This is a genomic window from Cupriavidus sp. GW821-FHT02F09, assembly GCF_059421605.1.
This window is the reverse complement of the sequence record NZ_JBWKVH010000011.1, coordinates 134,934-153,992: the sequence shown is the minus strand read 5'-3', so window position 1 is coordinate 153,992 and position 19,059 is coordinate 134,934. Positions and strand designations below refer to the sequence as shown.

Sequence of the window (19,059 nt, the reverse complement as noted above, 5' to 3'; positions counted from 1 at the left end):
CTCACACCTGCCGGTCGGACATGAGTTCGCGCGGAATGGCGAGGATCAGCACCGCGGCAATCAGCATCATGGCGGCCAGTGCCAGCACCCCCAGCGAGATGCTGCCGGTGGACTGCTTGATGCCACCCATGAGCACGGGGCCGATCAAGCCAGCGAGGCTGGCGGCACTGTTGATCATGGCGATGCCGCCTGCGGCGGCCGTACCGGCCAGCACGCGGCCCGGCAGGCCCCAGAACATTGCCAGCGTCGCCATCAGGCCGGAGATGCCGATGGTCAGGAACACCATGGCCATGACGGTATTGTGCGCAAACAGCGTGCTGGCCCACATGGCGGCGGCCGCGACAAAGAGCGGGACGGCGGCATGCAGGCGCCGCTCACCCACGCGCTGCGCATGCGCCGCGTTGCGGTTCATCACCACGCAGGCAACGCCATACGGGATTGCCGTCAGCAAGGCAATCTCGAGGGGAGACTGCATGCCCGTGGACTGGATGATGGTCGGGAGCCAGAACACCAGGCCATAGTTGCCGATATTGAACAGCAGGCAAATGCCCATCAGCATCCACAGCACCGGAGACTTGAGCGCGGCCACGAAGCTCGTGTTCTTGCGGGCGTTCTCCGTGGATAGCGTGGTGGTGATCGCCGCCGCTTCCGCCTTGGTCAGCCAGGGCGCGGCCTGAGGCGACTCCGGCAGCATCTTGAGCACGAGCAGGCCCAGCACGATCGCCGGCAACGCTTCGATCAGGAACATCCACTGCCAGCCCTGCAAGCCATGCAGATCATGCGTGCCGGACATCAGCGCGCCAGAAATCGGCCCGCCCAGCACCATCCCCAGCGGCATCGCCAGGAACAGGATCGACATGATCTTCGACTGCCGGGCCGCCGGATACCATTTGTTCAGGTACATGACCGCGGCAGGGAAGAAGCCGGCTTCCGTCACGCCCAGCATGAAACGTGCGAAGTAGAACTCCGCTGGCGTGCTCACCAGCATGGTCGCGGCGGAAACCAGCCCCCACACGATCATGATGGCGGCCATGCTCTTGCGCATGCCCAGCCGGTAGATCAGCAGGCTGCTGGGCACCTGGCAGAGCATGTAGCCCCAGAAGAAGATACCGGCCCCGATGCCGTACACCACGTCGCTCAGCCCCAGCGCCTGCTGCATCTGCAGCTTGGCAAAGCCAACATTCACCCGGTCCAGGTAGCTGAAGAAATAGCAAAGGACGATGAACGGCACGATGCGCCTGGTCACCTTGGCGAAGGCGGCGGCGTCCAGCCCGCTCTCAACGCGGGGCGCTTGCCCCGCGTCACCCAGGGTGGCGGGGTTCTTGACAACGGTCATGCTGGTCTCCTGCTGGTACGGGATTACTCAAACGCTTCGTCGTTGGGCTGGTCGTAAGCTCTCTTGACCGCGGCGCTCATCGGGAACTCGAAATTGATGTTCTTAGGCGGCACCGGCTTGCTGAACCATTTTTCGTACAGGCCCTTGATCTCGCCGCTCTTCATCAGGCCGGTGATCACGCCGTCGACCAGCTTCTTGAACCCGGGATCGTCCTTGCGCATCATGAAGCCGTAGGCCTCGAACGATTGGGGCGTGCCAACCACTTCCCATTCCGCCGGGTTCGGCGCCAGCGTTTTTGCGCCCGACAGCAGCACGTCGTCCATCATGAAGGCCCAGACGCGGCCCGATTGCAGGATCAGGAACGACTCGCCGTAGTCCTTGGCGCTCTGGATCGTGATGTTGGCCTTCTTGTCGTCGTTGAGCTTGCGCAGGATCCGCTCGGACGTGGTGCCCGCGTTGGTGACCACGGCCTTGCCGCTAAGGTCCGGGAAGTCGTGGACCGGGCCGCCCTTCTTGACCAGCAGGCGCGTGCCGGCAACAAAGAAGGTGGTGGAGAACGCCACCTGCTGCTGGCGCGCTTTCAGGTTGGTGGTGACCCCGCACTCCAGGTCGACTGTGCCGTTCTGGACCAGGGATATGCGGTTCTGCGACGTGACCGGCACCATGCGCACGTCAAGCTTGGCCAACCCCGCCTGCTTCTTGACCTCGGCCACCACCTTGTCGCAGATGTCCTGCGAGTAGCCGATCACCTTCTGGTTGCTGTCGTAGTAGGAAAACGGGATCGAGGTGGTGCGATGCCCGATCGTGATCGTCCCCGACTCCTTGATCCGGGCCAGCGTGGGGCTGGCAGCCACATCCGAGGCCTGGACCGCCCCCACGCCAAGCATCGCTCCCAGCATTGCCAATCCGAGGCAGGTGGCTTTCACAGCTTTCATTTATCGCTCCTTGTTTAGCAGACATGCGACGGGCCATCGCGTTTGAATACTATTCACTGAGCAACAACTGTTCCATCATGGATAACCATGAAACATATGTATTTTTTACGGGAAAAATGAAGTAACAGACGCATCACGCACCAAATAAGGCGATACAAATGGTGCATGACCAGCCTCGTTTTGAGGCATGAGGGAACCAGCAGGCCTGCGCAACCAGGCGTAGCATGTCGCGCTCGCCTCCAGCTTTTGACCCAGCCTCATGCGTTCCATGCGAGCCCTGCCGCCTCTCGTCACCCTGCGCGCGTTCGAAGCTGCCGCCAGGCGCCTGAGCTTCAGCCTGGCGGGCCAAGAGCTTTTTGTGTCACAAAGCGCCGTCAGCCACCATATCCAGCGCCTGGAGAACGACCTGGGCGTGACGCTGTTCGAGCGGCGCGCGCGCGCGGTTGCGCTGACGCCCGCGGGGCAGGCGTATTACGCCAAGGTGCACGCGGCGTTCGAACTGCTGCGCGACGGCACCGAGCAGGTACGGGCGCCCAGCACGGCGCGCACGACGCTGACCGTGGGGCTGCTGGCGTCGTTTGGCACACGCTGGCTGGCGCCACGCTTGCAGGCGTTCTCGCTGGCGCATCCCGGCATCGACCTGCAATTGCGGCCCGATATCGGCCTGGCGGATGTGGCCGGCGGCGAGGTCGACGTGGCGATCCGCTACGGGCGCGGCGCCTGGCCGGGCGTGCAGGCGCAGCAACTCATGCCGGAGCGCCTGTCGGTGGTCTGTGTGCCCGGCCTGATCGCCGGGCCGGATCGGCCCGCCAAGCCACAGGACCTGCTGCGCTTTGCGTTTTTATCGTCGCATGCCCGGCAGCCGTTCGAGTGGGCCGCCTGGTCGCGCCGCTTTGGCCTGGACCTGAGCCAGGCGCAGACCGTGCATCTGCACGACTACAACATCGTGGTGGAAGCGGCGCTCGCCGGCCAGGGCATCGCCATGGGCCGCCACCGCCTGATCGCCCAGCAACTGGCCAGCGGCGCGCTGGTGCAGGCCCTGCCCGACGCGGTACTGGATGATCCCGGCATCGGCTGGTGGCTGGTCGCGCCGCGCGGCGCGCTGGGCGAGGCCGCGTCGGCATTCCGTGGCTGGCTGATGGCGGTGGCCACCGAGGATGCGCTGGACCGCGCCTGACGCCGCGTGATCACCCACGGATTAGTTTTGCTCATGTGTGGCGAAGCAAGAATTGATTGGTTTCCCGGCCACCAAGCCGATAGGATGGGCCTTCCCAATCCCTTTCCCGCGCAACCCACATGACCCTCTCCCTCTCCGCCCGCGTGGCCGAACTCGGGCTGACCCTCGAAGCCGCGGCCGCGCCCGCTGCCAACTACGTATCGTTCGTGCAGGACGGCAACCAGCTCTATATCTCCGGCCAGATCTCCCGCGAAAATGGCCAGGCCGCGTACCTGGGCCGCCTGGGCGACACTATTTCGGACGAAGACGGCGTGCGGGCGGCGCGGCTGTCGGCGCTCGGCATCCTGTCGCAGATCGCCGCCGCCACGGGCGACCGGCTCGACCGGGTGGCCCGTGTGGTGCGGCTGGGCGTTTTCGTGGCTTGTACGCCGGACTTCAATCGCCAGAGCGCCATCGCCAACGGTGCGTCGGACCTGATGGTGCAGGTCTTCGGCGATGCAGGCCGCCATGCGCGCAGCGCCGTGGGCGTGGCCTCGCTGCCTGCCGGCGTTGCCGTGGAAGTCGAAGCGGTCATCGCGCTGACCTCGCCCTGAACCGGACACGCATCCCAGGAACCCCCATGCCAGCCCCCCTCACCGCTGCTCCCCTTTCCGCTGCCGCCGTCGACGCCCTGCGCGCCCTTACCCCGGGTGCGCAAGGCACCACGCACTTCAACCACGGCGGCGCCTCCCTGCCGTCAGCGGCCACGCTCGAGGCGATCTACAGCCACCTGCAGCGCGAGGCCACGCTGGGACCGATGGAAGCCGGCGTCGCGGCGCGCGAACAAACGGAACGCGCGCGTACCCTCGCCGCGCAACTGCTCAACGCCCAGCCGGCGGAGATCGCGCTGACCACGGGCAATTCGCCCGGCTGGGGCGCCGCGTTCGCCGCCCTGGGAGCCTGGCAACCCGGCGACCGGATCCTGGTCGGGCGCCACGAATGGGGCGGCAACCTGGCCACCATGCGCCTGACTGCGCAGCGCGCGGGCGCGTCGATCGAAGCCATTCCGTCCGATAGCAGCGGCGCGGTGGATCCCGAGGCGCTGGAGGCCATGCTGGACGACCGCGTGCGCCTGATTGCGCTGACCTGGCTGCCGGCCAACGGCGGGCTGATCAACCCGGCAGCGGCCATCGGGCAAGTGGCGCGGCGCAACGGCGTCCCCTACTTCATCGACGCGGCGCAGGCGGTGGGGCAATTGCCGATCGATGTGGCCCAGTTGGGCTGCGACGTGCTCAGCGGCGCCGGACGCAAGGCACTGCGCGGCCCAAGAGGCACCGGCCTGCTGTATGTGCGGCAGGACTTCCTGCCTCGGCTCACGCCGGCATTCGGCGACACGTACTCCGCGCCGCTGGACGCGGACGGCGAGCCGGTACTGCGGGCCGGCGCGGCCCGCTTCGAATCGGCGGAAGCATCGATGGCGCTGCGCTGCGGCCTGGCCAACGCCTTGCAGGAAGCGCTGGAGATCGGCCTTGAGAACATCCGTGCGCGGATCGATGCCACCGCGCAGGCGCTGCGTGCGCAACTGGCCGGCATACCCGGCGTGACGGTGCTGGACCAGGGCCACGAGCGCTCCGGACTGGTGGCGTTCAACCTGGCCGGCCAGGACCCAGTGTCGGTGCAGCGTAGCCTGGCGGCGCAGGGCGTGATGATCGGCAGCAACGGCGTCGCCTATACCCCCCTGGATATGCACGCCCGCGGACTCAGCCAGATCGCCCGCGCCTCGGTCAGCTACCTGACCACCGAGGCGGAGATCGGGAAGTTGCTGGAGGGCTTGCAGGCGCTGGTGCGTTAGGGTGCCGGACCGGGCTTCTCATCGTGATGCGCATCGTGCGACATCGAGGCCAGTCATGCTAGCCAACTTGGGCGAACGTCCAATTCCTGGGGAGGCGGCGGGGCAGATGCCTCATGTGGCGCTTGATGGCGCGACGGGCTAGGATACAGAGACTGCGGGACGGTGAGGCTGATGCATCGCAGCATTCGCCGCCGACGTCTTCGCATCTCTTACCCTATGCCAGACAAGCCCCTGTCTCCGCCAGGAACGCTGACGCGCAACCGCCTCGTCAGGCGCATCGCGATTGTCGTGGCGATACTCGCAGGCCTCGTTGGCACAAGCTGGTACGCAACCCGAGCCAAGCCGGTAGCGGTACTGACGGCCAAGGTCGAGCAGGGGCGCGTCGAGGCCACTGTCGCCAACACACGGGCGGGCTCGGTCTCAGCCTGCCGGCGGGCGAAGCTGGCGCCTCCGGCGGCCGGACGCATCGAGGTGCTGAATATCCACAAGGGCGATCGCGTGAAGGCTGGCCAGGTACTTCTCGTCCTGTGGAACGAAGACCTGGTCGCGCGCGAACAACTCTCGCAACACCAGTTGCTGACAGCCACCGCGCACGTGCGCGAAGTGTGCGAACTAGCCAAGGTGGCGGCAAGCGACGCCAGGCGCTCGCGGGAACTGGTGGCGAAAGGCTTCGTCTCACCCCAGGCGGTGGAGCGGACCGATGCCGACGCCGACTCCAGGCGTGCCGCGTGCGAATCCGCGAAGGCGCAGGTGAAGGAGGCCGGGGCGCGTATCGCCGCCTCGCGCGCGGATACTGCGCGCACGGTGCTGAAAGCGCCCTTCGACGGCGTGGTGGCCGAAGTCAACGGCGAGATTGGCGAGTACCTGACGCCCTCGCCGCCCGGCATCCCGACGCTGCCTGCCGTGGACCTGATCGATGACTCGTGCCTCTATGTATCCGCGCCGATCGACGAGATCGACGCGGCTCGCCTGCAGGTAGGCATGCCGGCGCGGGTCACCCTGGACGCCTATCGCGGCAGGCATTTCGAGGGCAGGTTGCGGCGCGTCGCACCCTACGTCCTGGCGCTGGAGAAGCAGGCCCGCACCGTTGAGGTCGAGGTCCAGTTCGACAGTCCCGACCTAGTCCGCCATCTCCTGGTGGGCTATAGCGCCGATGTGGAAATCGTGACCGATGCCCGCGACCAGGCGCTGCGCATCCCTACCACGGCGCTGGCATCCGGCAACCGCGTGCTGGTGCTGACCCCCGCCGGCAGGCTGGAAGCGCGCACGATCGGCACCGGGATTGCCAACGCGGAGTTCACCGAGGTGACCGCGGGGCTCAGGCGCGGCGAGCGCGTCGTCACCTCACCGGAACGGATTGGTCTCCAGGCGGGCATCGCCGCTGTCGAGGAAGAACCGGCTACAGCGGAGATGCAAGCAAAATGATCCGGCTCGACGGCATCGGGCGGACGTTCGTGCTGGGCGGCGAGGCTGTGCACGCGCTTCATGGCATCGACCTGGCGGTTGCTCAGGGAGAGTACCTTTCCATCATGGGCCCATCGGGCTCCGGCAAGTCCACCTTGCTCAATATCCTGGGCCTGCTGGACCGCGCCGACACCGGGGCTTACCAGTTGGGCGGCCGCGACGTCACCGCTCTCCCGGACGACGAACTGGCGCGCCTGCGGCGTGAGAAGATCGGCTTTGTATTCCAGTTCTTTCACCTGGTGCCGCGCCTCACCGCCGCCGCGAACATCGAGCTGCCGATGGTGCTCGCAGGGATGGACCCGGCCGAACGCCGGCGCCGCGTGGACGCGCTGCTAGGTGAGTACGGCCTGCAAGACCGCGCCCGGCACCGGCCCGACGAGCTCTCGGGCGGGCAGTGCCAGCGGGTTGCCATCGCCCGTGCCATGGCCATGCGCCCGGCGATGATTCTCGCCGATGAGCCCACCGGCAACCTGGACCGGCATACCGGCCAGGAAGTCATGGCCGTGCTGGAAGGCCTGCATGCACAGGGGGCAACGCTGATCGTGGTCACGCACGACCCGGAAATTGGCGCCCGCTCCCGGCGCAGGCTGCGCATGGTGGATGGCGGCATTGCCGGTGACGAGGCGCGGCAGGATAGCCATGCGGCTCACTGACGTTCTCGACTTCACCTGGCAGGTACTGCGCGGCTACCGCTCACGCAGCCTGCTGATCCTGCTCGCGATGGGCATCGGCGTTGCCGCCGTGGTGGCGGTGAGCGCGCTCGGCGAGGGGGCAAGGCTATATGTGGTGAACCAGTTCGGCGCACTTGGCACCAACCTCGTTATCGTGCTGCCCGGGCGCAGCGAAACAGCCGGCGCAGCGCCAGGGATCGTGCTGGGCGCAACCACGCGCGACCTGACGCTGGACGATGCGCTCGCACTCAGGCGCAGTCCCGCCGTCGCGCGCATCGCGCCGCTCATTGTCGGGAATGCGGATCTGCATGTCGGCGCACGGCGACGCGAGGCGCCGGTGCTGGGGTCCACCGCCGAATTGCTGGCGGTGCGCCATATGGCGCTGGCCCAGGGCAGCTTCCTGCCCGAGGGCGATCCGCACCATGGCCAGCCCGTATGCGTGATCGGCACCAGGGTGGCGATGGAGCTGTTCGGCACGCGCCAGGCGCTGGGTGAGTGGCTGCGCATCGGAGATCGGCGCTTTCGCGTGATCGGGCTGCTGGCCGGCCAGGGTGAATCGCTGGGCTTCAACACGGACGAGCTGGTCATCGTTCCCCTTTCCGCGGCCCAGGCGCTGTTCAACACCGACTCGCTGTTCCGCATCCTGATCGAGGCCAAGACCCGCGAGCAGATCCAGGGCGCCAAGGCCGACGCCGAGGAGATCATTCGCCAGCGCCACGAAGGCAAGCGCGACGTGACCGTCATCACACAGGACGCGGTACTCGCCACGTTCGACCGCATCCTGCGCGCGCTCACGCTGGCGGTGGGCGGCATCGCGGCCATCAGTCTTGCCGTGGCCGGCATCCTCATCATGAACGTCATGCTGATTGCCGTGACCCAGCGGCAGCGCGAAATCGGGTTGCTCAAGGCGCTCGGCGCCACCGCCGGCCACATCCGGCTGCTCTTTCTCACTGAAGCCGTACTGCTGGCGCTCGGTGGCGTGGCCGCGGGCCTGGCTGTGGGCGAAGCCGCGTGCAGGCTTGCCGTACAGCTCTATCCGGCGATTCCCTTCACGCCGCCTTGGTGGGCCTTGCTGGGGGCGCCGGTCATCGCCGTCGTGACCGCCATCGCCTTCACCGTGGCACCGGCCCAACGCGCGGCAAAGCTGGATCCGGTGCTGGCCCTGTCAGGACGGTGACCCATGCGCTACGCAGACTTCATCCATTTCACCGTCGCCTCGCTGGCTGCTCACCGGCTACGCACCTCGCTCACCGCGCTGGGCATTGCCGTTGGCATCGCCGCGGTCATTTTGCTGACCTCGATCGGCGAAGGGCTGCATCGCTTCGTGATCGAAGAGTTCACCCAGTTCGGCACCAACCTGATCGGCGTGACGCCAGGCCGCACCCAGACCCACGGCGCTTCGCTCGGGTCGATCAACACCGTGCGCCCGCTCACGATCGAAGACGCCATCGCCCTGCGCCATGCCCCCCACGTGCGCGTGACCAACCCACTGGTGCAGGGCAATGCTGAAGTCGACTACCTCGGCAAGAGCAGGCGGGTGACGCTGTATGGTGTCGGGCCCCGCTTCACCGAGGCGCTGAGCATGCGCGTGGCCACCGGGCAATTCCTGCCGGATGACGATCCGCGCGCCGCGCGGACGCTGGCGGTACTCGGCGCAAGAGTGGCGCGCGAACTGTTCGGCGGCGACAACCCGCTGGGCGCACGCATCCGCATAGGCGGTGAACGGTATCGCGTGGTGGGCGTGATGGAAGCGAAGGGCCAGATGCTGGGCTTCGACCTGGACGATACGGTCTATATACCGGCTGGCCGTGCCCTGGACCTGTTCAACCGGGAAAGCCTGGTCGAGATCGAGGTCACCTACGATCCCACCGCCCCGCTCCCCGACGTGGAGGACGGCATCAAGCGCCTGTTGAGCGCGCGCCATGGTGCCGAGGACTTCACCGTCACGCCCCAGCAAAAGATGCTAGAGGTGTTCGGCACCGTGCTCGATGCCATCACCTTCGCGGTAGCAGCGATCGGCGCCATCTCGCTGATCGTGGGCGGCGTGGGAATCCTCACGATTCTCACCATCGCTGTGGCCGAACGCACATCCGAGATCGGGCTCTTGCGCGCCATCGGGGCGACCGAGGCACAGGTCATGCTCCTCTTTCTTGGTGAAGCCGCGCTGCTCGCCGCCATCGGCGGCATAACCGGACTGCTGCTGGGATGGGGCATCGCGCTGGTGCTCGCGGCGGCGTTGCCGGCGCTGCCAGTCCACACACCGTGGTCCTACGCCGTGCTGGCTGAGCTGGTGGCGGTGGTGATCGGTCTGGCTGCCGGGGTGCTGCCGGCACGCCGGGCGGCACGGCTTGCTCCGCAGGAGGCCTTGCGCTCGGAATAGAAACTGGAAACTGGAAACTGGAACCCGAACCGCAGCTTTCTCGGCTTCCAGGCCAGCGCTCCTCCGGCTGCCTGAATAGGGGTTTATGCCAGCTTCTCTCCGGCTCCGGGTTGCGGTCTACTGGAAGCGAATCAAGACGTGGCTGGAGCGTGGAATGGCACTGCTTAGCTTGCCACTACATACCAGCCGTGGGATTCCGACTCCAGGAGACAACACCATGGTGACCAAGCAGGACGAAAGCTTCATCTTGAAGAACCTTCTCGCGCTGGCAGCAGTGGAGGCGCTCGGCGGCGCGATTGCGCTAGGGTTCGCCTTCAATCTCCTGACCTGACTGAAAGAACAACAGAGATCCGCCGTCGTTGTCAGGTATCAAAGGTATAAAGAGAATCCAGGAAGCAAGGAATCTAGGCATCAAGGAATCAAGGAATCATTAAAGCTCCCCGGCACTGGCTTTGATCCGGCCAGTTTTCCGGGGATCTCTGTCGTCAGGGACCCGCATTTGCGATACTGTCCCACCGTCCGCTGCCGGCGGAACCTGGGCGCATTTCAGCTCGCAAGCTCCCTGCCGGCACCGCCAGGTCAGTTCAGGCTTCCCGGATTCTGCGCCGCGGCTTTCTGCTTGGCCTTGGCCGCAAAGTACGCACCAATCTGCTTCTGCGTAATCGCGCCCTTCTTCCTCGTATCGATCTTGTCGAAGTTCTTGTAGACCTCCGGCATGCCGGCCTCTGCTTCCTCGCGGCTCAGCTTGCCGTCGTGGTTGGTATCGGCGGCAGCGAACTTCTCTGCGAATTTCGCCTTGGCTTCCTTTGGATTCATGGGCGCTTGCGGCGCCGCCTGGGGTGCGGGTTGTGGCGCGGGTTGTTGCGCGCCGACAGTGCCGGATGCAAGGAATGCGACCAGCGCCAGGCTGGCGGTCGACAGTAGCCGTGGAATCATTAGAGTCTCCTGGAACACTTCGATGGTATTGCCCGCCGGTCCCGCGAGCGTGGGCGACCGGATGGCTTGTGCAGAGATCGGGAGCAATCGATCCCCCGGGCCCGTGGCTAAGATCATCGTCGGCTTTCCGGCATTGCGGAATTTAGTTATTTCGGTATCTGATATTAGCGTTTTGCCAGTCAGGCGGTGGTGACGCGCGGCAATGCGCGCTGGCGGGTCAGGGCCGGGGAGCCCCCGCATCCCGCGCCCGCCCCAGCAAGAATTCGCGCTCGCGGGTGTTGCGGGTCATGCCGGCCGCGCGCTCGAACTCGGCGCGGGCCTCGGCGAAGCGGCCGAGCTTGTACAACAAGTCGCCGCGCACGCTGGGCAGCAAGTGGTACTTCGCCAGCGAGGATTCGGTGAGAAGCGCGTTCACCAGTTCCAGGCCGGCCTCGGGGCCGAAAGCCATGCCGATCGCCACCGCGCGGTTCAGCTCCACCACGGGTGACGGCGCCACCTCTGACAGCGCGTCGTAGATGGCGGCGATCTGCGCCCAGTCGGTATCAGCCGCGGCGCTGGCGCGGGCGTGGCAGGCGGCCAGCGCCGCCTGCAAGGCGTAGGGGCCGAGCGCCCCGCCCAGCTCTTGCGCGCGCGCCAGCGCCGCCAGCCCGCGCCGGATCAGCAGGCGGTCCCAGCGGCTTCGGTCCTGTTCCAGCAGCAGCACCGGGCGGCCTTGCGCATCGACCCGTGCATGCGTGCGCGAGGCCTGGATCTCCATCAGCGCTACCAGGCCGTGCACCTCGCTTTCCTGCGGCGCCAGGCCGGCCAGCGTGCGGCCCAGGCGCAGTGCTTCCTCGCACAGCGCGGGGCGCATCCAGTCGTCGCCAGCCGTAGCGGAATAACCTTCGTTGAAAATCAGGTAGATCACCTCCAGCACCGACGCCAGGCGCGGCGCCCGTGCCTGTGGGCCGGGCACTTCGAAAGGCACGCGGGCCGCACCGAGGGTGCGCTTGGCACGCACGATGCGCTGGGCAATGGTGGCCTCCGGCGTGAGAAAGGCGCGCGCGATTTCCTCGGTGGTCAGCCCGCCCAGCAGGCGCAGCGTCATGGCGACCCGCGCATCCGTGGAGAGCACCGGGTGGCAGGCGGTGAAGACCAGCCGCAGCAGATCATCGCCGATGTCATCCGCGCGCGCGGCATCCAGCGCATCGACAAAATCCGGCACCACGTGGGCCTCCATCGCTTCGAGATCCTGGCCGATCTGCTCGTGCTTGCGGGCGTGCAGTGCCTGCTGGCGCAGATGGTCGAGCGCGCGGTTCTTTGCCGTGGTCATCAGCCAGGCGCCCGGGTTGTCCGGCACGCCGGTCTCGCTCCAGCGCTCCAGCGCGGCAACGAGCGCATCCTGCGCCAGTTCTTCGGCCAGGCCCACGTCGCGCACCACGCGTGCAACGTGGGCGATCACCTTGGCGGATTCGATGCGCCAGACGGCTTCGATCGCCCGCTGCGTCGGTGTCGTCGTCACCATGTGTTTCAGGCCGCGCTGGTCGCGCCGGGTGCCGAGGGCTCCATATACACCAACTCCCAGATATGCCCGTCGAGATCATCGAACCCGTGCCCGTACATGAAGCCGTGGTCCTGCGGCGCGCGCGGCGCCGTTGCGCCGGCGGCCACGGCTTTGGCGACCAGGGCGTCCACCTCGGCGCGGCTCTCGCAGGAGATGCAGATCAGCACTTCGGTGCTCTCGGAGGTATCGCACAGCTTGCGGGTGGTGAAGGTCTGGAAGAATGCATGCTTGAGCAGCATCGCGTGGATGTTCTCGCCGATGACCATGCAGGCAGCGCTGTCGTTGGTGAACTGCGGGTTAAAGGTGAACCCCAGGCCCTTGAAGAAATCCTGCGAGCGCTGCAGGTCGGCCACGGCGAGGTTCAGGTAGATTTGCTTATGCATGATTCGTCCTAGGATTCGGTTTCGCGTGATTGGGTGGAAGCTCGGCGGGTTGCCCCGCTTACCGGGCCGCCGGCGCCTCGGCCAGTGTCTTCAGGTTGACCAGCCCTTGCTCGAAATCGTTGCCGACCATCTTGTCCATATTGAAGACCAGGTGCATCAGCTTTGCAAAGTACGGCACGCCACCTTCCATCGACCAGGTCACGTTGGTGGCATCGGCCTGCGGCCTGAGCGTGAATTCGACGGTGTTGTGCGCCTCGAACGGCTTGATGAAATCCAGCCGCATCGTGACCTTGGAGGCCGGCACCGCATGGAGGATTTCCATGCTGCCCACGCCCACCTTGTCGCTCTCCCAGGCGTAGGCGGCGCCCTGCCCGCTGCGCGTGGCGCCGTAGGTGCCCTTCAGGGACGGGTCCTTCTTTTCATAGGGGTTCCACTGGTTGAAGTTGTGGAGGTCGTTGATGAGCGCGAACACGCGCTCCGGCGGCGCCTTGACGCTGGCGCTGCGCTCGACCCGGAAGGTATCGGGCCGCGTGGCGGCGTAGATCAGCAGCAGGGCAATGGCGCCGAAAGCGGCGAGCAGGATGGGCTTGAGCATGGTGTCGGATCCGGCAAAGGGTGGGTTGGGCTAGAGTGAGATCGTGGGATCGTTGGCTCAGTGCTGGCCGACATCCAGGTCGCGAATGCGCTCCACCGCAGGGCTCGGCGCGAAGTCCTCCAGCTCGAACAGCTGCCGTACCTCGATCTCGCCGTCGGCCATATCGCCATGCGGCGACGGGAAGCGCCGCGCCCATTCCATGGCTTCCTCGCGGCTGCGCACCTGGATCAGCGTGTAGCCCGCCACTATCTCCTTGCTTTGCGCAAATGGCCCGTCGATGACGGTGCGCTGGCCGGCGGCATAACGGATGCGCCATCCATTGGCGGTGGGCTTGAGGCCAGCGGCGTCCAGCAGCACGCCCGCCTTGGCCAGTTGCTCGTGATACGCGGCCATCGCCGCGAAGAGGCTTTCGTCCGGCATCGCGCCGGCCTCGCTGTCTTGCGTGGCCTTCACCAGGATCATGAATCGCATCGCGGTTCTCCTTAGCTTGAGTTTGTCGGTGGTAAGCCATGGCGGTGGCAGGGCGCTGCCATCTAGCTGGCTCTTACCGGTACGACGAACCGCGCGCCGCCGGATCGACATCCGAGGCAAAAAAACCTCAAGACCAAGGGTAATTACCTAGGAAAGCCCCTCGCCGGCTGCCTTACAGGAAGCAAGGCCCGACCTCGCGGACCTCCACGGCGCACCATGCCGCGGCGGGGCACTCGGCGGCGATGGCAATGGCCTCGTCCTGCGTGGCGCAGTCAAGCAGGAAGTAGCCGCCGATCATCTCCTTGGCCTCGGCAAAGGGGCCGTCGAGCAGGTCGCGGCGGCCTTCGCGCACCTGCACGCGCACGCCATTGGCCTGCGACGTGAGCGAGTTGACACCCAGCAGCAGCCCGCGCTCATTCAGGCCTTCGGCAAAACGCTGCATGCTGGCGTAAGCCTGGCGCCCTTCTTCCGGCGAACGCTCGGCGCGCTGGCCAACGGGTTCGACAATCAACAGCATGTACGACATAGGGTCTCCACTTTGATTTGCGCATTTTCGGGTATGGCTTACCGCCCACATCCTGCACGCCGCGGCCGCCGGCCGCAAGCGGCCGGCGCGCCACTGATGGATGGCAGAAATGCTTGGCCGTTAATTGCAATGGCCGAGGATTCGCCAACCATTGCCGATCTGGGCGGACAGTTTAATATGTCGACCTTGCTCCACTCGGCACCCAACGCCTTCCCATGACCGCATCGCGCCAGCCAACCAACCATCCTTCGTACTTCATCGAGGGCGACACCGTGATCTGGTCGCACGGCGACCGGCCGCTCTGGGCCAAGGACGGCAGCCCGCTGCCCATTGCCCATCCACAGGCGTTCCGCTGCATCGCCGGGCGCTGGTTCACCGACGGCGAGCACGTCATCGTGCAGGCTCAGCAAGGCAGCGGTGCGGCCTGGTACTACTTCTACCGGATCGAGAACGCCGACATCGCCACCTTCGAAGTCCTCAACGAGCGCTACGCCCGCGACGCCCGCCAGGCTTACTTCATTACCGGCAAAACCATCCGCACCCGCAGCCCGCAGGCTTTCCGGCCGCTGGTCTATCAGGACTGGCGCTGGCCGGAGAATGGCCCGCTGGAGCCGGTGACCTACATGCATGACTACTACGCCGTGGACGCCGAGTCGGCCTACTTCAACGGCAAGCGCGTGATCGGCGCGGATGGCGCCACCGTGGTGGGCTTGCCGGGCAACTACATTGCCGATGCTGGACATGTGTACTACTTCGGCCAGCGCATCGAAGCCGACCGCGCCAGCCTGGTGGTAGCGCCCAGTGGTGACGGCCCGCTGCGCATGACCGACAAGATCGGCCCCATCGACGACGGCCAGCGCATGACCGCGCTCGACCACCGCCAGGTCGAGCACTGGCGGGACTTCTTCACTGCCCTGCCCGCGCTGCAGGACTACTGGTGGCACCGCCTGCAGGCGCCAGCCGCGCAAGCCACGCCAGTGCAAGAAGTGGAATACGAGGGCCATCGCCTCACCGGGCTCGATCCGGCCACCTTTGCCGCGAGGGAAATGCCCGTTGGCCACGGCCTGATGGGCGTGTTCTGTGGCGATGCGCATGGCATCCACTGGCTGCACTGGTACGCCAACGGTCCGTGCGAGCTAACCTTGCTTTCCTCGCGGCCGATCACCAGCCTGCAAGCGCTGGGGGATGGCTATCTCAGTGACGGCGTCACCGTGTTCTACGCGCCGAACCATTACCAAACGCCGCAAGCCCTGCGCAAGGTCGATCCCGCCGGGTTTACCGTACTGCAGGGCTCGTGGGCCCGCGATGCCAGCCGTGCCTTCTATCGCGGCAAGGCCAAGAAAGGCGTGAACCCGGATGCCTTGCGCATCGCAGGCTGCTACGCGTGGGACGACGCGCAATTGTTCTGCGACGACAAGCCGCTCAAGGTAGCCGTGCCGCACGATACGCTGCAGGTACCGCACCCTGGCTTCCTGCTGGCGGGCGACCAGTTGTTCTTCGGGCGCCGGCCGGTCTCGGCCAAGCGCGTGCACCTGCCCACACTGGAGTTCCTCGACGCGGACTTTGCGCGCGACCGCAAGCACGCCTATATCATCGGCTATGTGAACCTGGTAGCAATCGACGGCGCCGACCCGGCCAGCTTCCGCGTGCTGGAAAACGGCCGCGCCGCCGATGCCGCGCGCGAGTACGACGCGGCCGCACTGAAGGAAGCGAGCGCACCGGCAACCGACTAGCCTCTGAGCGTCATCGGTACAATGGCTCGGACTAGGGACGCGAGCTATTTCCTGACCCCGACGCCATCATGACCCAGGCTTATTCAGACACCGTCAGCCGGATCCTGGCTTCCCATCTGCAAAGGCATGCCCAGCCGGCTGCGTCCGCCAGCCCTGCCACCGCCCCGCCGCCGATCGTGCACCAGCATTTCACCGTCGCGAACGAGGCGGTGACGCTGCAGTTGCCGGCCTGGCGCGACTATGTCGGCCGCATACTCGATGTCCCGGTTTCGCGCGCGCAGGTTGCCGGCGGCTTCCGGGGCGAGATCGATACCTATGTGCTCAAGGACCTGACCTACCTGGACAGCCGCACCGATCCGGTGGGCCAGATTCGCACCACCGCGCGCATCTCCACCGACAGCGTGCGCGACTACGTCTTCCATGTGGCCGTGGACGGGATCGCCGAAACGGTGACGGACTTCTCCCGGCAGCGCAAATCCGCCCAGTTCGTGCCTGGCATCCTGGCGCTCGACATGAACCAGCCGATGCACATGCACCGCCCCACGCGCGCCCGGGTGCTGGCTTTCTTCGTGCCGCGCGCCACGGTGGAGGCGGCCATTCCCGATGCCGAGTCCATCCATGGCCGCGTGGTGACCTATACCTCGCCGCTGACGCGCCTGATCTTCGATCACGTGACGGCGCTCTGCCGCAACCTCCCGGCACTGTCCGAGGCCGATGCGGAAACAACCATCCGCGACTGCGCGCACCTGATCGTTGCCGCATTCGGCAAGCAGGCGCGCCTTGCCGGCAACGCGCGCGCGGCCGCCCGCGCCGCCATGCTGGAGCGCGTGCAGCGCTACGTGCAGGCCAATCTACAACTGGAGAACCTCTCGCCCGAAAGCATCCTGCAAGCGTTCGGGCTGCCGCGCCCAACCCTGTACCGGATGTTCGAGCACGAAGGCGGCCTTGGCGCGTATATCCGCAACTGCAGGTTGCGGGCGGCGGCCGACGATCTCCTGCGCCTTGCACACATCAGCATCGGCGAGATCGCCTATGGGGCCGGCTTCAACAGTGCCTCTGACTTTACCCGCGCATTCCGCCGGGCCTACGGCGTGTCCCCGAGGGATTTCCGGGGGCTTCCAGGCGCTGGCGCCGTCGCCAGCGCCTGGAAGCCCCCGGACGCGCCGCATGCGCCATATGTCACATGACTGTCATGCGCGCGCCATACAATCGGCAGCTTCCCAATAGTCCGAATGCCCTGGCGATGCCTGACGTTCCGGTTGACTCACACTTGGCTCGTTCCCGCTTCCGGCAGCCCTGTGCCGAGGATCTCTGCGTCGCCACGCCATCGGTGACCACGGAACAGAACAATCAGGAAGTCCTCGATGTGTTCGGCAAGCACCGGGACCTTGCCAGCTTGCCGGTGACCGAGAACGACACGCCGATCGGCTTGATCAATCGCGCGATCTTCATGTCGCAGATGAGCAAGCCCTATCACCGCGAGCTGTACAACCGCAAGAGCTGTATCGCCTTCATGGACAAGGAGCCGCTGGTGGTCGATGCGGCGATGAGCATCGAGGCCCTGACCTTCAAGGCGGTGGAGTACGGCGAGAAGGCACTTGCCGACGGCTTCATCATCGCGCGTGACGGCCGCTTCCTTGGCATCGGGCATGGCTTGCAGCTGATGCGCGTGGTCGCGGACATGCAGGCCGAGAAGAACCGCCAGATCATGCACAGCATCGACTACGCCAGCACCATCCAGCGCTCGATGCTGCGCCCCTCGCGCGAGGCGCTGGCCAGGACGCTCGGCGACGCTGGCCTGGTGTGGGAGCCGCGCGATGTGGTTGGCGGAGATTTCTATCACTTTGCCGCGTTCGAGGACGGCTGGTTTGCCGCGCTGGCCGATTGCACGGGCCACGGCGTACCGGGCGCGTTCCTGACCCTGATCTCCTCGTCCATCCTGATCCAGGCCATCGAGCAGCGCGGCCCGCGCGACCCTGGCGCGCTCCTGATGGCGGTGAACCGCGGCATCAAGCAGATGCTCGGGCAGCTCGACGGCGATGATGAAACGCCTGGCTCGAATGACGGCATGGATGCGGCGTTCTTCTGGTTTGACAACGCCAGCCGCCGGCTCGTGTTCGCCGGCGCCAAGAGCGCCCTGTTCGTGCTCCAGCCCGGCGAGGAGGAAGGCGAGATCGTGGACGGCGAGCGCATGGGCGTCGGCTATGTGGACACCGACCTGGACTTTGCCTGGCAGAACCGCTTTATCCAGACCCAGCCGGACAGCGTGGTGTTTGTGACCACCGATGGCCTGATCGACCAGATCGGCGGCCCCAAGGAAATCGCCTTTGGCAAGCGCCGCATCCGCGAAGCGATCCGCGGCAGCCGGCATGCCTCGGCGGCGCAGATCAACGAGGCCGTGCTGAACCAGTATCGCGCGTGGCAAGGCCATCACCGCCGCCGCGACGACCTCACGTTTTTCTGCTTTCGCGTTCAATAGTCCTGCAATGGCCTGCTATAGCACTGAGATGAACGGTAATTCGATTGACCATGAATATGGGCCATTCTTTGAAATGGCCCGGGAACGCAACGTGATCTTCTACTACGTCGGCTACTTTTCCCAGAACATCATCGCGGCAATGTCCGATGCAGTCCGGCTGCAACTGACGGTGAGTGGCGTCGATGGCTCGACCCGGCGCAAGCTGTTCTCCTCGTTCGTGGAGATGGCGCAGAACATCGTCCACTATTCGTCCGACGCGCTCACGCCGCCCACCCAGGACACCAACCAGCTGCGCCACGGTTCGGTGTGCATCTGCATGGTGGAAGACCGCTACCGGCTGATGTGCTCCAACCCGGTGGCGCTCACCCGCGTGGGGCAACTGCGCGCCGCGCTGGAGCCGTTGCGCACCATGACGCTGGACCAGATCAAGCAGGCCTACAAGGAAACCATGCGCGCCGAAGCGCCGGAAGGCAGCAAGGGCGCCGGCCTGGGATTCCTGACAGTAGCCCGCGACGCCAGCGCGCCGCTGGAGTACAGCTTCCAGCCCATCGACGCGGACCCGGTATCGACGATGTTCTTCCTTACCGCAACCATCTGAA

Annotated in this window: 19 protein-coding genes; 11 read left to right on the top strand and 8 right to left on the bottom strand. The window is 66.0% G+C overall.

Going from position 1 to position 19,059, the window contains the following annotated elements; all coding sequences use genetic code 11:
• Position 1 precedes the first annotated feature (1 nt).
• Together AC07XB_RS15365 and AC07XB_RS15360 are read right to left on the bottom strand one after the other, a co-directional pair.
• The gene (locus tag AC07XB_RS15365) at positions 2-1,336 is read right to left on the bottom strand and encodes an MFS transporter (protein ID WP_492826971.1); all 1,335 of its coding nucleotides are present in this window, start codon (positions 1,334-1,336) and stop codon (positions 2-4) included.
• 23 nt (positions 1,337-1,359) lie between these two features.
• A complete protein-coding gene (locus AC07XB_RS15360) occupies positions 1,360-2,271 on the bottom strand; it encodes a glutamate/aspartate ABC transporter substrate-binding protein (protein WP_492826969.1) in 912 nt (303 codons plus the stop codon).
• A gap of 259 nt (positions 2,272-2,530) precedes the next feature.
• On the opposite strand from AC07XB_RS15360, the gene AC07XB_RS15355 reads away from it, so the two are divergent.
• The 7 genes from AC07XB_RS15355 to AC07XB_RS15325 all read left to right on the top strand — a co-directional run bounded on the left by AC07XB_RS15355 (position 2,531) and on the right by AC07XB_RS15325 (position 9,794).
• Positions 2,531-3,448: a LysR substrate-binding domain-containing protein gene (locus AC07XB_RS15355; RefSeq protein WP_492826967.1), complete on the top strand. Its 918-nt coding sequence runs from the start codon at positions 2,531-2,533 to the stop codon at positions 3,446-3,448.
• Positions 3,449-3,567: 119 nt separating this feature from the next.
• Positions 3,568-4,041, top strand: coding sequence for a RidA family protein (locus AC07XB_RS15350; RefSeq protein ID WP_492372734.1), 474 nt, complete (start codon positions 3,568-3,570; stop codon positions 4,039-4,041).
• Between the two features lie 26 nt (positions 4,042-4,067).
• On the top strand, positions 4,068-5,279 hold the full coding sequence (locus AC07XB_RS15345) for an aminotransferase class V-fold PLP-dependent enzyme (RefSeq protein WP_492826965.1): 1,212 nt from the start codon (positions 4,068-4,070) through the stop codon (positions 5,277-5,279).
• A 216-nt stretch (positions 5,280-5,495) separates the two neighbouring features.
• Positions 5,496-6,704 carry an efflux RND transporter periplasmic adaptor subunit gene (locus tag AC07XB_RS15340; protein WP_416052124.1) on the top strand — a complete coding sequence of 403 codons (1,209 nt, stop codon included), beginning with the start codon at positions 5,496-5,498 and terminating at the stop codon, positions 6,702-6,704.
• Positions 6,701-7,396: an ABC transporter ATP-binding protein gene (locus AC07XB_RS15335; protein WP_492372731.1), complete on the top strand. Its 696-nt coding sequence runs from the start codon at positions 6,701-6,703 to the stop codon at positions 7,394-7,396. The genes AC07XB_RS15340 and AC07XB_RS15335 overlap by 4 nt, the downstream gene beginning before the upstream one ends.
• A complete protein-coding gene (locus tag AC07XB_RS15330; RefSeq protein WP_416052122.1) occupies positions 7,383-8,591 on the top strand; it encodes an ABC transporter permease in 1,209 nt (402 codons plus the stop codon). The genes AC07XB_RS15335 and AC07XB_RS15330 overlap by 14 nt, the downstream gene beginning before the upstream one ends.
• A gap of 3 nt (positions 8,592-8,594) precedes the next feature.
• Positions 8,595-9,794: an ABC transporter permease gene (locus AC07XB_RS15325; protein ID WP_492826963.1), complete on the top strand. Its 1,200-nt coding sequence runs from the start codon at positions 8,595-8,597 to the stop codon at positions 9,792-9,794.
• A 579-nt stretch (positions 9,795-10,373) separates the two neighbouring features.
• Here AC07XB_RS15325 and AC07XB_RS15320 read toward each other — a convergent pair.
• From AC07XB_RS15320 to AC07XB_RS15295, 6 genes are all read right to left on the bottom strand, one after another.
• Positions 10,374-10,730 (bottom strand): calcium-binding protein, encoded by a 357-nt coding sequence (locus AC07XB_RS15320; protein ID WP_492372729.1) that lies wholly within the window; start codon positions 10,728-10,730, stop codon positions 10,374-10,376.
• Between the two features lie 217 nt (positions 10,731-10,947).
• On the bottom strand, positions 10,948-12,234 hold the full coding sequence (locus AC07XB_RS15315; RefSeq protein WP_492826961.1) for an RNA polymerase sigma factor: 1,287 nt from the start codon (positions 12,232-12,234) through the stop codon (positions 10,948-10,950).
• A 5-nt stretch (positions 12,235-12,239) separates the two neighbouring features.
• Entirely contained in the window at positions 12,240-12,656 is a 417-nt protein-coding gene (locus tag AC07XB_RS15310; protein WP_492372727.1) for a VOC family protein, read from the bottom strand.
• Between the two features lie 58 nt (positions 12,657-12,714).
• Positions 12,715-13,251, bottom strand: coding sequence for an SRPBCC family protein (locus AC07XB_RS15305; protein ID WP_492372726.1), 537 nt, complete (start codon positions 13,249-13,251; stop codon positions 12,715-12,717).
• A gap of 57 nt (positions 13,252-13,308) precedes the next feature.
• Positions 13,309-13,722 (bottom strand): YciI family protein, encoded by a 414-nt coding sequence (locus tag AC07XB_RS15300; protein ID WP_492372725.1) that lies wholly within the window; start codon positions 13,720-13,722, stop codon positions 13,309-13,311.
• 172 nt (positions 13,723-13,894) lie between these two features.
• On the bottom strand, positions 13,895-14,248 hold the full coding sequence (locus AC07XB_RS15295) for a YciI family protein (protein WP_492372724.1): 354 nt from the start codon (positions 14,246-14,248) through the stop codon (positions 13,895-13,897).
• Between the two features lie 215 nt (positions 14,249-14,463).
• Between AC07XB_RS15295 and AC07XB_RS15290 the strand changes: the two genes are divergently transcribed.
• The 4 genes from AC07XB_RS15290 (at position 14,464) to AC07XB_RS15275 (ending at position 19,058) form a co-directional block, all read left to right on the top strand.
• A complete protein-coding gene (locus AC07XB_RS15290) occupies positions 14,464-15,981 on the top strand; it encodes a hypothetical protein (RefSeq protein ID WP_492372723.1) in 1,518 nt (505 codons plus the stop codon).
• 68 nt (positions 15,982-16,049) lie between these two features.
• A complete protein-coding gene (locus AC07XB_RS15285; protein ID WP_492826958.1) occupies positions 16,050-17,168 on the top strand; it encodes a helix-turn-helix domain-containing protein in 1,119 nt (372 codons plus the stop codon).
• A gap of 56 nt (positions 17,169-17,224) precedes the next feature.
• A complete protein-coding gene (locus AC07XB_RS15280) occupies positions 17,225-18,460 on the top strand; it encodes a SpoIIE family protein phosphatase (protein ID WP_492811340.1) in 1,236 nt (411 codons plus the stop codon).
• A 28-nt stretch (positions 18,461-18,488) separates the two neighbouring features.
• Positions 18,489-19,058 carry a SiaB family protein kinase gene (locus AC07XB_RS15275; protein ID WP_492372720.1) on the top strand — a complete coding sequence of 190 codons (570 nt, stop codon included), beginning with the start codon at positions 18,489-18,491 and terminating at the stop codon, positions 19,056-19,058.
• The last annotated feature ends 1 nt before the right edge of the window (position 19,059 follow it).